This window comes from Pelorhabdus sp. sgz311002, from assembly GCF_056134285.1.
The window spans coordinates 341,385-354,355 of record NZ_JBWBCL010000001.1 but is presented as its reverse complement, the minus strand read 5'-3'; the positions used below and the strand labels follow the sequence as shown (position 1 = coordinate 354,355).

Sequence of the window (12,971 nt, the reverse complement as noted above, 5' to 3'; positions counted from 1 at the left end):
CCTTATAGAAACTTAATGGTCTATACGTAACGTTCTTACAATAACCCGCCGCCCTGAGACAGCTAATACCACAATTTTTTCGCCAGAGGCAATATAATCGCCTTCTGTTACAACATCAATTTTTTTGCCAGCAATCAGCGCCGTTCCCGCTGGACGCAACGTTGTTACGGCAACGCCTTCCAGACCAACTAGCACAGCATGATCGTCAACACTGTGAAACCCCTTCTCCCGTGCTTCGCGATCCTTTAGAATAAAACGTGCCACAAAAGCGCTTTGCGGTAAGAAGCGAGCCATCAGCGAAAAAATCACTACAGCCACAATTAGACTCGCAGTCAAAAATTGCAGTGCTGGCCCATCTCCGCCTAAGGCTAAAAAAAGTCCCCCTAACAGCAAGACAAGACCACTGAGTGCAAAAATGGCTGTACCAGGGAAAAAAAGTTCAGCGACTAACAGAAAGATACCGCTAAAGGAAAGCAGCGCCGGCATCCAGCCGCCACGCAATAGCCATTGCCCGCCCAAAAGTAAGCTAGCTGCGATTAAGGCAGTCAAAATTCCAACACCACTACCTACCGTTTTAATCTCCGTCAGTAACGCCGTAAAAATCAGAGTAACTAAAAAACCCTTAATCAAAGGAATTTCTAATAAACCTGCCGCTTGCTCCCAAGGCGATAATAACATATCGGTACCAGTTGAAGCGGCGAGGCATTTTGTTCCCACGGCACCAAAAATAACAAAGACTGTAAAGAAGCTGCGATACCAAGCTTTTCTTGCAAAAAACATAGTCTCATCTCCTCTCAGCGAATCCTTATTGTTAGTAGAGACCCTCTTATATTGTCTTTGGCAAAAGAAAATACAAGAGGGTCTCTACTAGAAATAAATCCGGTGCCATATTAGCACCGGATTGTATTTATGATTGAAGCATTTCGCGCACAAGCGTATTCACAAGTTTGCCATCAGCTTTGCCCTTTACAGAAGGCATTAAAACAGCCATGACTTTTCCCATATCCTTTACTGTTACAGCGCCAGATTGGGCAATTGCGTCTTTAACCAGCTGACGAACTTCGTCTTCGGCCAACTGCTTGGGCAGATACTGCATTAATACTTCAATTTCGCGTTCGAGATTTTCTACTAAGTCAGGGCGGTTGCCTTTGGCAAACTCCTCCATAGAATCTCGGCGCATTTTCACTTCTTTGGCCAGGACTTCTAATACACCCTGATCATCAAGCTCCGTTTTACGTTCAATCTCTGCGTATTTGATATTAGCGCGTACCATACGAATCACAGAAAGAGCAAGCTTCCCTGATTCTTTGGCTTTCATTGCCTCTTTCATGTCCGTTGTCAATTTCTCTTTAAGAGACATGTATCAATACCTCCGAACAGAAAACACTAGTTGAATTTACGTTTACGAGCTGCTTCGGACTTTTTCTTCCGTTTTACGCTAGGTTTTTCGTAATGTTCACGTTTTCTAACTTCAGAAAGAACACCGGCTTTTTGACAGGAACGCTTAAATCTGCGGAGTGCGCTTTCAAGTGTTTCGTTTTTACCAACCTTAATTTCTGCCATCTGATCTCCCTCCCTCCACGCAAGCCTACGGGAAGTGCATTCACATACACCTAATTATTATACAATAGGCTTCTGTCAACTGTCAATCTTAACCTGGAGGCCAGTTCATAAACCGCCCGCCGAGAATATGCAGATGCAAGTGATGAACTGTCTGGCCGCCATTATCTTTCGTATTAATTACTGTACGAAAGCCATCTTCATCCAATCCCGCCTGTTTTGCAATAAGGGGAACGGTGGCCATCAGATGCTTTAAAATTTCCTGATCCTCTTCCGTCGCTTCCAGGAGGTTAGCAATATGCTTCTTCGGAATTAAAAGAATATGAACAGGTGCGCCCGGATTGATATCAGGAAAAGCCACAACCATGTCATCTTCGTAAAGAATCGTCGCCGGAATTTCCTTATTTACAATTTTGCAGAACACACAATCTTGCTGCATATGCCAGATACACCTCCTTTCTGTCAAACCAAGGATTTTACATGACTTTATCTTATAAAGAGTTCGTTGTTAAATTCAAAACTCCTGCAAAGAACTGTAATAAATTAAAAATCCTGAGATCCCAATAATCCATCACGCCAAAGCTCTGTTGCGGTGACCGCTTGAATCGTACCTGTCAAATCTTTGTCGCTCGGCATATACACCTTTAAATAATGCTCGGTATGACCTTCGAGAACGCCGTCTTGCCATGTTTCAAAGAGTACATTGACTGTTTGACCAACAAATTGCTTCGCATAGATTGCCGCTTTTTTCTCAGCAATTTGTTGAATGACATGAACCCGTTCTTTTTTGATCTCTTCCGGAATTTGTCCGGCAAAATCAGCCGCCGGTGTACCAATGCGTTTCGAGTAAGGGAAGATATGCATTTTAGAAAAAGGCATTTTTTCCACAAAACTGACTGTTTCGGCAAAAAGTTGGTCCGTTTCGCCGGGGAAGCCCACAATTAAATCAGTCGACAAGGCTAAATCAGGAATTTCTGTTAGGATTCTCCCAATTAGCTCGCTATATTCACTTGTTGTATAGTGGCGATTCATCGCCTTTAAGATCGTATTGCTTCCTGACTGGAGTGGTAAATGAAGGTGACGGCAAAGCTTGTTATTTGCTTTAAGCAGTTCAACCATCTCTGGCGATACTTCGATGGATTCCAAGGAACTCAACCGCAGACGCACCACATCAGGCAACTCAGTGATTGCCTTCATGACATCAGTCAAGGTTACTGGTTCCGCCAAATCACGACCATAGGCGCCTAAATGAATACCTGTTAGGACAATTTCCTGAAATCCCGCACTTGTCAATTTTTCAACTTCGCTTAAAATGCCTGACAGCGGCCGAGAACGCAACGGCCCTCTGGCATAGGGAATGATACAATAAGTGCAAAAATTCGTGCACCCTTCTTGAATCTTGAGAAAAGCCCGCGTTCGACCCGGCATGGAAAACAAGGGAATTTCCTCAAAGGCATCGGCATCCATAATGTTAGTAACAACATTCAGCTTCGCTTCATGCTTTGATGCCGTTTCTACAAGTTCTACAATTCCCTGCCTATTTTGCGTTCCAATAATAACATCAACCCCATCAATTGCTGCAACTTGATCAGCAGCAACCTGGGCATAACAGCCAGTTACGGCTACTACAGCTTCAGGATTCAATCGATTGGCTCGTCTGATATACTGACGCGATTTTTTTTCTCCCAAATGAGTGACCGAGCAAGTATTGATGACATAAACATCGGCTTTTTCTTCAAAGGCAACAATCTCGTAGCCTTTGGCCAAAAAAAGCCCTTCCAACGTCTCGGTTTCAAATTGGTTAACTTTACAACCTAAAGTAATAAAAGCTACTTTTGGCACAAAGGTCCCCCCAAATCACCACATTCATACATAACCACAGCTAAAGCGGTTGTTGCTGCTGTTTCCGTTCGTAAAATTCGCGGACCAAGCGTAATGGCTGTAGCGCCGCTTCCCTGAATCAGTTCCGCTTCGGAAGCGCTAAAGCCGCCTTCTGGTCCAATCAAAAGCAAAAATTCTTTCGCCTGACTTTGCTGCAGCACATCTTTTATCCCGAGATTTTTTTCATTTTCATAGCAAAACAACCGAAGACTCTCCGGCGCTGCAAGGCGAAAAACTTCGGCTAAGGTCTTAACCGAAGTAACAGTGGGAACAACAGTCCGCCGACATTGTTTTGCTGCTTCAGCGGCAATTTTTTGCCATCGGTCTTTTTTCTGTTCCTGCTTTTTACTATCATAACGAACAACAGAATGATCTGCTACCCACGGAATAATCTGATGTACGCCGAGTTCTACCGCTTTTTGCACAATGTAGTCAAACTTATCATTTTTCGTTAAAGCCTGTGCAAGTATAACTTGAATGGGCGGTTCACTGCTATGATCAAGCCAAGCAGCAAATTCGATAGAAACTTTCTCGCCCTCAATTGCCGCAATACGTCCTACCGCCGCTTGTCCCGCTTGATCCACGACTTCCACTTCATCGCCGACTTTGAGTCGGAGAACTCGCGTCATATGTTTCGCTTCAGAGCCTTCTATAACCATGAAAGGTTCAATTTGCACAATAAAAAACTGCCGCATAACTTATCGCTCCAAATGAGCTACAATAGCAACCCAGCCGCCTTCTTCACTAACCTTGTCAACAACAAACCCTTGCTCTAAAAGCACAGCTGTCACATCGCTAAGGCGTTCTGTAATAATACCACTGCTAACAAAAAAACCGTCTGGTTTCAAGCGTTCTTTCACATCAGGAATCACTTTAATAATAATATCGGCAATAATATTGGCAATAATAAGATCAGCTTTACCGGTTACGCCTGTGAGCAGATCGCCCTGACTGACTGTGACTGTTTCAGCGACTTGATTGAGAGCCACATTTTCCTTGGCTACGCGAACAGCGACGCTGTCTAAATCGACCGCCTTAATAGCGGCAGCGCCTAATTTGGCACTGGCAATTGACAAAATACCAGATCCTGTACCAACATCAAAAATCTGCATGTCAGGCTTAACTAACTCTTCTAAGTGACGAATACACATAGCTGTTGTATGGTGAGTCCCTGTACCAAAAGCCATACCTGGATCTAATTCAATAATAAGATCATCCACACCAGCCTCATACTCTTCCCATGTCGGCTTAATCACAATTCTTTCGCCAACCTTGACCGGATGGAAAAATTCCTTCCAACAAGAAGCCCAATCTTCTTCCTGTATTTCGCGACAACTAATTTCGCCTTTGCCAGCATCAATATTATGACAGCAAAGACCGTTTACTTGTCCCTCAAATGAACGAAGCTTGTCATCAAGGGCTTCGTCAACAGGTAAGTAGGCTTTTACAACAACAACTTCCGTATCAGTTTCTTCAGGAATATCGCAATAATCCCACGCTCCTGATAAACGATAGGTGTTAATAAGCTCTGGATCTTCAATAACGACACCGCTGGCTCCCAAATCATGAAAAATATTGGCCACCGCTTCGGTGGCCTCATGGGAGGTTTGAATACTAATTTCAGCCCACTTCATCTGCACTCGCCCCTTCTTATGGAATTAAGACACCCCAAAGGCATCCTTCATTTTCTTAAAGAACCCTTTTTGTTCCGGGTTAATATCTTCTCCGCTAATTCGGGCAAATTCTTTTAAAAGTTCACGTTGTTTCTCAGACAAGTTTTTCGGAGTCACAACTTTTACTTTTACTAGCTGATCACCGCGCATATTACCGCGGATATGAGGAATTCCTTTATTTCGTAAGCGGAAAACAGTTCCAGACTGCGTTCCTTCTTCGACACGGAATTTCACTTTTCCTTCCAAAGTTGGTACTTCTACTTCGTCACCTAAAATTGCCTGAACAAAGCTAATGGGAACTTCACAAATAATGTCGTTTCCTTCGCGCACAAATAGTTTATGCGGTTTCACGAAAATATACACATATAAATCGCCCTGCGGACCGCCACGAAGTCCCGGTTCGCCTTCATGAGCCACACGTAACCGTGAACCAGTATCAACCCCAGCAGGAATCTTAATTTTTATTTTCCGTTTCACCTTAATCTTGCCTTGACCACGGCATTCTTTACACGGTGTCTTGACAATCTTGCCTTCGCCACGACAACGGTCACAAGGTTTCACATTGACCATTCGGCCAAAGGGTGTATTTTGTGTAAATTGAACTTGGCCCGCCCCTTTACAGTCAGGACAAGTTTCAGGATGAGTCCCAGCGGCAGCGCCTGTGCCATGACATTCTGGACAGGTATCCATCCGCGGAATCTCTACTTCTCGTTCCACGCCAAAAGCTGCTTGGTCAAAAGCAATCTCCATATCAAAGCGGAGATCTGAACCTTTTTCCGGACCATTGGCACGGCCGCCAAAACCTTGACCGCCAAAAAACATATCGAAAATATCGCCAAACCCGCCTTGACCGCCGAAGCCGCCTTGGCCGCCAAAACCGCCAAAGCCTCCACCTTGACTTCCGTCAAAGGCAGCATGACCAAATTGGTCATACTGCGCCTTTTTTTCGGAATTAGACAAAACTTCATAGGCTTCCGCAACTTCTTTAAATTTTTCTTCTGCCTCTTTCGCATTGTCCTTGTTGACATCAGGATGATATTTTCGGGCCAACTTGCGATAGGCCTTCTTTAGTTCATCGTCAGATGCTGACCGGGACACACCCAAGACTTCATAATAATCTCGTTTGCTCACCTTGCACCATCCTATGCTTTGTCATTCTTTTTTTCGTCAACAACCTCAGCGTCCACAATAGATTCATCTTTTGCTGCGCCAGCTGAAGCACCGCCTTGCGGCTGACCTTCATTTTGCGCATACATAGCTTGTGCTAATTCATAAAGCGGCTTCGTTAATTCTTCCGTATCAGCCTTGATTTTTTCCAAATCATTACCTTTTAGCGTTTCCTTTAAGGTATTCGCTGCTGCTTCGATTTTTTCAACAAGCGCTTTATCGGCTTTATCGCCAGCTTCTTTAATCGTCTTTTCTGCTTGATAAATCAAAGAATCAGCAGAATTTCTTACTTCGACTTCATCTTTGCGGGCTTTATCTTCAGCTGCATGAGCTTCCGCTTCTTTAACCATACGTTCGATTTCATCTTGACTGATACCACCAGAAGAAGTAATCGTAATTTTTTGTTCTTTGCCTGTACCAAGATCTTTGGCGGAAACATTTACGATACCATTGGCATCAATGTCGAAAGAAACTTCAATTTTAGGTACTCCACGCGGTGCTGCCGGAATACCGGACAATTCAAAACGTCCCAACGTTTTATTCGCTGCAGCCATTTCACGTTCGCCTTGAAGCACATGAATGTCAACGGAAGGTTGATTATCAGCTGCCGTTGAGAATACTTGGCTTTTCGACGTAGGAATTGTGGTATTTCTATCAATAATTTTCGTGAAAACGCCGCCCAGTGTTTCAATGCCCAGAGACAATGGCGTTACATCAAGCAGTAATACGTCTTTTACTTCACCGACAAGAACACCAGCCTGAATCGCAGCACCAACGGCTACGCATTCGTCAGGATTTACGCCGCGATGCAGATCTTTGCCAATAAATTTCTTCAAAGCTTCTTGTACAGCAGGAATACGAGAAGACCCGCCTACCAAAATAACTTTATCAATATCTTTCGGGGAAAGACCAGCGTCAGACAAAGCTTGACGAGTTGGCCCCATAGTGGATTCTACCAAGTCAGCCGTTAATTCTTCGAATTTAGCACGGGTCAAGTTAAGATCCATATGTTTCGGACCGGATTGGTCGGCTGTAATAAAGGGAAGATTAATATTGGTGGAAAGTACACCGGAAAGCTCAATTTTCGCTTTTTCCGCAGCTTCCAACAAACGCTGCGAAGCCATTTTATCATTGGCCAAATCAATGCCTTGTTCTTTTTTGAACTCTTCAATCAGCCATTGTTTTACCCGCATATCAAAATCATCGCCGCCAAGACGGTTATTACCGCTTGTTGCTTTTACTTCAAAGACGCCATCGCCTAATTCCAAGATGGATACGTCAAAAGTACCGCCGCCAAGGTCATAAACAAGTACTGTATGATCATTACCTTTATCCATACCATAAGCAAGGGCTGCTGCAGTCGGTTCATTAATAATACGAAGAACTTCTAACCCAGCAATTGTTCCAGCGTCTTTTGTAGCTTGACGCTGCGCATCTGTAAAGTAAGCCGGAACTGTAATAACGGCTTGCGTAACAGTTTCACCAAGATAGGCTTCTGCATCTTGCTTCAGTTTTTGCAAAATCATTGCAGAAATTTCTTGTGGCGAATAGCCTTTATCGTCAATATTTACTTTGTGATTCGTACCCATATGACGTTTAATGGAGCTAATCGTTCTATCAGAGTTAGAAACAGCCTGGCGTTTTGCGAGCTGTCCAACTAATCTTTCACCCGTTTTAGAAAAGCCTACAACCGAAGGAGTTAAGCGACTGCCTTCTGTATTTGCAATAACGACAGGTTCGCCGCCTTCCATAACTGCTACAACTGAGTTTGTCGTACCAAGGTCTATACCAATTACTTTTGCCATAATTTATTCATCCTCCTTAAATAACTCACAACTTAACCTTATGAAATCAACCGTTATTGACAACTTTCACCATGCTCGGCCGAATCACGCGATTTTTCAAGCGATAGCCTTTTTGTAGTTCTTGTACAATCGTGCCATCTTCTTTTTCAGCATCTTCCACACGCATAACGGCCTGATGTTCATTCGGATCAAACATCTGATCCATCGCGGCAATAGCCGAGAGACCGAGTTTTTCAAAAGCGCCAGTCATCTGACGGAAAATCATTTCTACGCCAGAATGAAACGCTTCCGCATCTTTACTGCCATCAGAAGCCAAGGCTCGTTCAAAGTTATCTACCACAGGCAAAAGCTCTGTAATAATTCCTTCTGCAACTAAAGTAGACAACTCTTCTTTTTCCTTGGTGGTCCGACGACGAAAATTTTCAAAATCTGCTTGCAAACGTTGATACTTGCGGACAGCTTCTTCCAAAGCGCTATCCTTTGCTTGCAACGCGGCAGCAAGTTGGTCTACTGAAAGCTCCCCTTGTACGCCTTCGCTAACTTCATTGTCTTGTGTTTCCTCTGCTGTTTTCACGGCTTCGTCTTGAGAGCTTTCTGGATCTTGTGCCGGAAACGGTTTTTCATTATCAGCCATACAGTCACCTCATTGCTATTCTCTTTCTTATCTATAGATACGGAATGCTTCTTTAGAAAAACTCAAGAAACAGGATTTCCGTGTTTATCAACCAATTCGATATTTTTTGATAAGCTCACCTAAATGAGTATGCATAAACTCTAGTATAGCCATGGTTTTCCCATATTCCATACGCGTTGGGCCTAAAATCGCTACAGAACCAACAACTTGACCATCAATTCGATAAGTAGCCTGTACCACGCTGCAGTCCTGTATGCCGCTATACTTGTTTTCCTGACCGATGGTTACAACAACACCATCTTGATTTTGCATGTGCAAAATATCGTAAAGTAGCCGTTTCTCTTCCAACATGGTTAAAATCTTTTTTATTTTATCCACATCACGAAACTCAGGTTGATTCAGTAGATGGGTCGTTCCACCTAAAAAAACTTTTTCCCCTTTATCTTGGGTTAAAGCCTGTGTAATCGCAGTAAAAGCATACTCAACCACATCAGAATCAAGAATCAAGTCTTGCTTAATATCCTGTACTGTGTCGCCGCCAATTTCTGTAAATCCTAATCCAGTCAAGCGATTATTTACTTGCTGGGCAATTTGCTGCAAATCGTCCTGTGTCGTTCCTTCCGGAATATCAATAATTTTATTTTCAACAATTCCTTTATCAGTTACGACAACAGCAATAACGCGCTGTTCATCAAGCGGCAGAAACTGCAAATATTTGAATTTTGCCGGAGCACTCTGCGGCGCCATCACCAACGAAACATTGTTGGTGACTTTCGAAAGCAGCTTAGCTGTCTCTTGAAACAATTCGTCAATTCGCCTGACTTTGGCTTCATACCACTGTTTGATCAAATGCAGATCTCGCTCGGAAATACTATGCGGCGCAAGTAAACAGTCTACATAAAAACGATATCCCTTGGCTGAAGGAATCCGTCCTGCCGATGTGTGCGGCTGTTCTAAAAAACCTAAGAGCTCTAAGTCGGCCATTTCATTACGAATCGTTGCCGGACTTACCCCCAAGTCATATTTGCGGGCAATAGTTCTTGAGCCAATTGGTTCGGCGGTAGAGACATAATCGTCAATGATGGCTTGTAAAATCCGACGTTTCCTATCATCTAACAAGATCTCCGCCTCCCTTGTTAGCACTCTTCCTGATAGAGTGCTAATATCTAATAAAAAAATACCACTCATTTTCTAGTCTGTCAAGAACGTAGTAGAAAATTTCAAGGTAAAAAAGCGCAAAAAACTACATTGCCTAATAATTTTCCTTGGTCGGTTAAAAAGATTCTAGTTTGCCTATGGTTAAGAAGCCCTTGGTTTGCCAAAGTTTCAAAAACCTTGCCATAATCTGCAAAAAAGGAAGTATGAAAAATCGCTTCATACTCGTTTATATCTAACCCTCGCATTGTGCGCAACGCTAAAAAAGCAAACTCCGCTTTCGCTGTCGCTTCGTCAAGCGTCTCCTCATAGGCAATAACCGATTCTCCTTTAGCTATAGCGGCAATATAACGCTTCGGATCGGTTTCATTCGACCAACGTTTCCCTGGGAAAAAGGAAGCCGCTGCCGCCCCAAGGCCTAAGTAAGGCTCGTAGTGCCAATACTTTAAATTATGACGGCAAGCATGACTAGGTTTCGCATAATTTGAAATTTCATAGCGGGAAAAACCCTTCTCAGCTAAAAAAGCAGGCGCAAAAGCGTCAAACTTTGCCTCTTCCGCTTCGTCAGGCAAGGCAAGCCTCCCCTGCTCTTGCCAACAGTCGAAGACCGTTCCCTCCTCTATTTTCAAACTATAAAGCGAAATATGCGATAAGGGTAATTGTACTGCTTTGGCTAAAGTGGTTTGTAAATCGATCAGCTTCTGGCCAGGTAACCCAGTCATCAAATCAATACTTAAGTTGGTAAAGCCAGCCTTAGCCGCGGCTATTACTGAAGAGGTCGCATCTTGGGCAGAATGAATCCGTCCAATTGTCCTAAGCAGTGGATCGGAAAAAGATTGCACGCCAAAGCTAATACGATTTAGACCTGCGTTCTTAAGCGCGACAAGAAGCGAATCCTTGGTGGTTCCAGGATTCGCTTCACAGGTCCACTCATAGCCTTCACTGAAAGAAAAAGATTCAGCAATGGCGTAACAAATTGCCAGTAGTTGATCTGCCGAAAGTATCGTAGGCGTACCGCCGCCAATAAATACCGTATCAACTTCATAATCAGAAAAATTTTTGCTTTGCACAGCAATCTCGGTTAATAATGCTCTCGTATAGGCGTCAAACAAATCCTCGTGCCCGCTCATTGACGGAAAATCACAATAAAAACACTTCTGGCGGCAAAAAGGTATGTGAACATAAAGCCCTAAGGTCTTTCGTTTCATCATTGATCAATCCATTTTTAAAATTGCCATAAAGGCTTCTTGCGGCACTTCCACACTACCAACTTGCTTCATGCGCTTTTTGCCTTCTTTTTGCTTTTCCAACAGTTTACGTTTCCGCGTAATATCGCCGCCGTAACATTTGGCAAGTACGTCTTTACGCATAGCCCGAACTGTTTCTCTGGCAATGACTTTATTCCCGATGGCAGCTTGAATAGGAATTTCAAACATTTGCCGCGGAATGATTCCGCGCAATTTTTCCGCCAAACCGCGTCCACGTGATGCCGCTTTATCGGTGTGAACAATCACACTTAAGGCGTCAACAGCTTCGCCGTTTAAAAGAATATCAAGCTTTACGAGCTTAGATGTGCGGTAGCCAATTAATTCATAATCAAGCGAAGCATAACCCCGTGTCGATGATTTTAGCTTGTCAAAATAATCGTAAATAATTTCACTGAGCGGTAAATGATATTCGATCGTAACGCGACTCTCATCAAGATACTTCATATCCTTAAAATCGCCCCGTTTGTCCTGCGATAGCTCCATAACGGCCCCGACAAAATCATTCGGTACAATCACCGTTGCTTTTACGTAAGGTTCCTCAATATGATCAATATTCGCAACAGGCGGTAGTAAGGACGGATTATCCACCCGAAGCATTTCACCGTCTGTTTTATAGACTTCATAAATAACGCTTGGCGCTGTCGTAATGAGCGTAATATTATATTCCCGTTCAATTCGTTCCTGAATGACATCCATGTGCAAAAGGCCTAAAAAGCCGCAACGAAAGCCAAAACCCAAGGCAATGGAAGTTTCCGGTTCAAAGACAAGAGAAGCATCATTAAGCTTCAACTTATCAAGAGCGTCACGCAACGCGTCATACTGTGAACTTTCTACAGGATAGAGCCCGCAATAGACCATCGGCGTAATAGTCCGATAGCCAGCTAAAGGCGCCGGTGCCGGATTATCGGCCAAAGTAATCGTATCGCCTACCCGCGTATCCTTTACATTTTTTATGGCAGCTGCAACATAACCAACTTGACCAGGCGCCAACTCGTCCACTAATGCCATGTAAGGCTTAAAAACCCCGACTTCCGTGACTTCAAAAGTTTTCTTCGTAGCCATCATATGCATTTTCATACCAGGGGCTAGCACGCCGTCAAACACACGGATATTGGCAATAACCCCTTTGTACGCATCGAAATGCGAATCAAAAATCAGCGCCTGCAGAGGCTTTTCGCGTTCGCCCTGCGGCGGCGGAATCTTAGCTACAATCGCTTCTAGTACCTCTTCAATGCCAATTCCCGATTTCGCGCTTGTTAATACCGCTTCCGAAGCATCAAGACCGATTACATCTTCAATCTCCTGTTTCACTTTTTCTGGATCAGCGCTTGGTAAATCAATCTTATTAATAACAGGAATGATTTCCAAATTATGTTCCAGTGCCAAATAAACATTGGCCAGTGTCTGCGCCTCAATTCCTTGCGCAGCGTCTACCACAAGCAGTGCGCCTTCACAGGCAGCCAAGCTACGCGAAACTTCGTAAGTAAAATCCACATGACCAGGTGTGTCAATAAGATTAAGCATGTAAGTTTCGCCATTTTTTGCCTTATAGGAAAGCCTTACAGCCTGAGCTTTAATCGTAATGCCCCGTTCTCGCTCCAATTCCATCTGGTCAAGAACCTGACTCTCCATTTCTCGAGCCGATAGTGTTCCAGTATACTCAAGCAAGCGGTCAGCCAGTGTGGACTTACCGTGATCGATATGAGCGATGATCGAAAAATTGCGGATCTTGGAAATCTCCACGCTGTCCTCCTCTCTGCATCCCATTGTTAGGAAGCAGTCAAATTTGTACATTAAATTATAGCATTTTGCTATAAGCGCCTGCAAG

At 43.7% G+C, this 12,971-nt stretch carries 13 protein-coding genes; all 13 read right to left on the bottom strand.

What is annotated here, in order from left to right:
* Positions 1-12 precede the first annotated feature (12 nt).
* Complete coding sequence (locus AC0NJP_RS01805; protein ID WP_474698581.1) at positions 13-780, bottom strand: NfeD family protein; 768 nt, start codon at positions 778-780, stop codon at positions 13-15.
* A gap of 127 nt (positions 781-907) precedes the next feature.
* On the bottom strand, positions 908-1,360 hold the full coding sequence (locus AC0NJP_RS01800; RefSeq protein WP_474038302.1) for a GatB/YqeY domain-containing protein: 453 nt from the start codon (positions 1,358-1,360) through the stop codon (positions 908-910).
* 26 nt (positions 1,361-1,386) lie between these two features.
* A complete protein-coding gene (rpsU, locus tag AC0NJP_RS01795; RefSeq protein WP_215829829.1) occupies positions 1,387-1,563 on the bottom strand; it encodes a 30S ribosomal protein S21 in 177 nt (58 codons plus the stop codon).
* Positions 1,564-1,651: 88 nt separating this feature from the next.
* Positions 1,652-1,999: a histidine triad nucleotide-binding protein gene (locus AC0NJP_RS01790; RefSeq protein WP_474038301.1), complete on the bottom strand. Its 348-nt coding sequence runs from the start codon at positions 1,997-1,999 to the stop codon at positions 1,652-1,654.
* A gap of 104 nt (positions 2,000-2,103) precedes the next feature.
* On the bottom strand, positions 2,104-3,402 hold the full coding sequence (mtaB, locus tag AC0NJP_RS01785; RefSeq protein ID WP_474698580.1) for a tRNA (N(6)-L-threonylcarbamoyladenosine(37)-C(2))-methylthiotransferase MtaB: 1,299 nt from the start codon (positions 3,400-3,402) through the stop codon (positions 2,104-2,106).
* Positions 3,390-4,136 carry a 16S rRNA (uracil(1498)-N(3))-methyltransferase gene (locus AC0NJP_RS01780; protein WP_474698579.1) on the bottom strand — a complete coding sequence of 249 codons (747 nt, stop codon included), beginning with the start codon at positions 4,134-4,136 and terminating at the stop codon, positions 3,390-3,392. The genes mtaB and AC0NJP_RS01780 overlap by 13 nt, the downstream gene beginning before the upstream one ends.
* 3 nt (positions 4,137-4,139) lie before the next feature.
* Positions 4,140-5,075 (bottom strand): 50S ribosomal protein L11 methyltransferase, encoded by a 936-nt coding sequence (gene prmA, locus AC0NJP_RS01775; RefSeq protein ID WP_474038298.1) that lies wholly within the window; start codon positions 5,073-5,075, stop codon positions 4,140-4,142.
* Positions 5,076-5,099: 24 nt separating this feature from the next.
* On the bottom strand, positions 5,100-6,245 hold the full coding sequence (gene dnaJ / locus AC0NJP_RS01770) for a molecular chaperone DnaJ (RefSeq protein ID WP_474038297.1): 1,146 nt from the start codon (positions 6,243-6,245) through the stop codon (positions 5,100-5,102).
* Between the two features lie 11 nt (positions 6,246-6,256).
* Positions 6,257-8,086, bottom strand: coding sequence for a molecular chaperone DnaK (dnaK, locus tag AC0NJP_RS01765; protein ID WP_474038296.1), 1,830 nt, complete (start codon positions 8,084-8,086; stop codon positions 6,257-6,259).
* A gap of 46 nt (positions 8,087-8,132) precedes the next feature.
* A complete protein-coding gene (grpE, locus tag AC0NJP_RS01760) occupies positions 8,133-8,720 on the bottom strand; it encodes a nucleotide exchange factor GrpE (RefSeq protein ID WP_474698578.1) in 588 nt (195 codons plus the stop codon).
* An 87-nt stretch (positions 8,721-8,807) separates the two neighbouring features.
* A complete protein-coding gene (gene hrcA, locus AC0NJP_RS01755) occupies positions 8,808-9,839 on the bottom strand; it encodes a heat-inducible transcriptional repressor HrcA (protein ID WP_474038294.1) in 1,032 nt (343 codons plus the stop codon).
* Positions 9,840-9,940: 101 nt separating this feature from the next.
* The gene (gene hemW / locus AC0NJP_RS01750; protein ID WP_474698577.1) at positions 9,941-11,086 is read right to left on the bottom strand and encodes a radical SAM family heme chaperone HemW; all 1,146 of its coding nucleotides are present in this window, start codon (positions 11,084-11,086) and stop codon (positions 9,941-9,943) included.
* A 3-nt stretch (positions 11,087-11,089) separates the two neighbouring features.
* Complete coding sequence (gene lepA / locus AC0NJP_RS01745) at positions 11,090-12,910, bottom strand: translation elongation factor 4 (RefSeq protein WP_474698576.1); 1,821 nt, start codon at positions 12,908-12,910, stop codon at positions 11,090-11,092.
* Positions 12,911-12,971: the final 61 nt, after the last annotated feature.

Excerpts from the sequence above, each read along its gene's own strand:
- AC0NJP_RS01805 (WP_474698581.1), bottom strand. The coding sequence starts at position 780 with ATGTTTTTTGCAAGAAAAGCTTGGTATCGCAGCTTCTTTACAGTCTTT.
- AC0NJP_RS01800 (WP_474038302.1), bottom strand. The coding sequence starts at position 1,360 with ATGTCTCTTAAAGAGAAATTGACAACGGACATGAAAGAGGCAATGAAA.
- rpsU (WP_215829829.1), bottom strand. The coding sequence starts at position 1,563 with ATGGCAGAAATTAAGGTTGGTAAAAACGAAACACTTGAAAGCGCACTC.
- AC0NJP_RS01790 (WP_474038301.1), bottom strand. The coding sequence starts at position 1,999 with ATGCAGCAAGATTGTGTGTTCTGCAAAATTGTAAATAAGGAAATTCCG.
- AC0NJP_RS01780 (WP_474698579.1), bottom strand. The coding sequence starts at position 4,136 with ATGCGGCAGTTTTTTATTGTGCAAATTGAACCTTTCATGGTTATAGAA.
- prmA (WP_474038298.1), bottom strand. The coding sequence starts at position 5,075 with ATGAAGTGGGCTGAAATTAGTATTCAAACCTCCCATGAGGCCACCGAA.
- dnaK (WP_474038296.1), bottom strand. The coding sequence starts at position 8,086 with ATGGCAAAAGTAATTGGTATAGACCTTGGTACGACAAACTCAGTTGTA.
- grpE (WP_474698578.1), bottom strand. The coding sequence starts at position 8,720 with ATGGCTGATAATGAAAAACCGTTTCCGGCACAAGATCCAGAAAGCTCT.
- hemW (WP_474698577.1), bottom strand. The coding sequence starts at position 11,086 with ATGATGAAACGAAAGACCTTAGGGCTTTATGTTCACATACCTTTTTGC.
- lepA (WP_474698576.1), bottom strand. The coding sequence starts at position 12,910 with ATGGGATGCAGAGAGGAGGACAGCGTGGAGATTTCCAAGATCCGCAAT.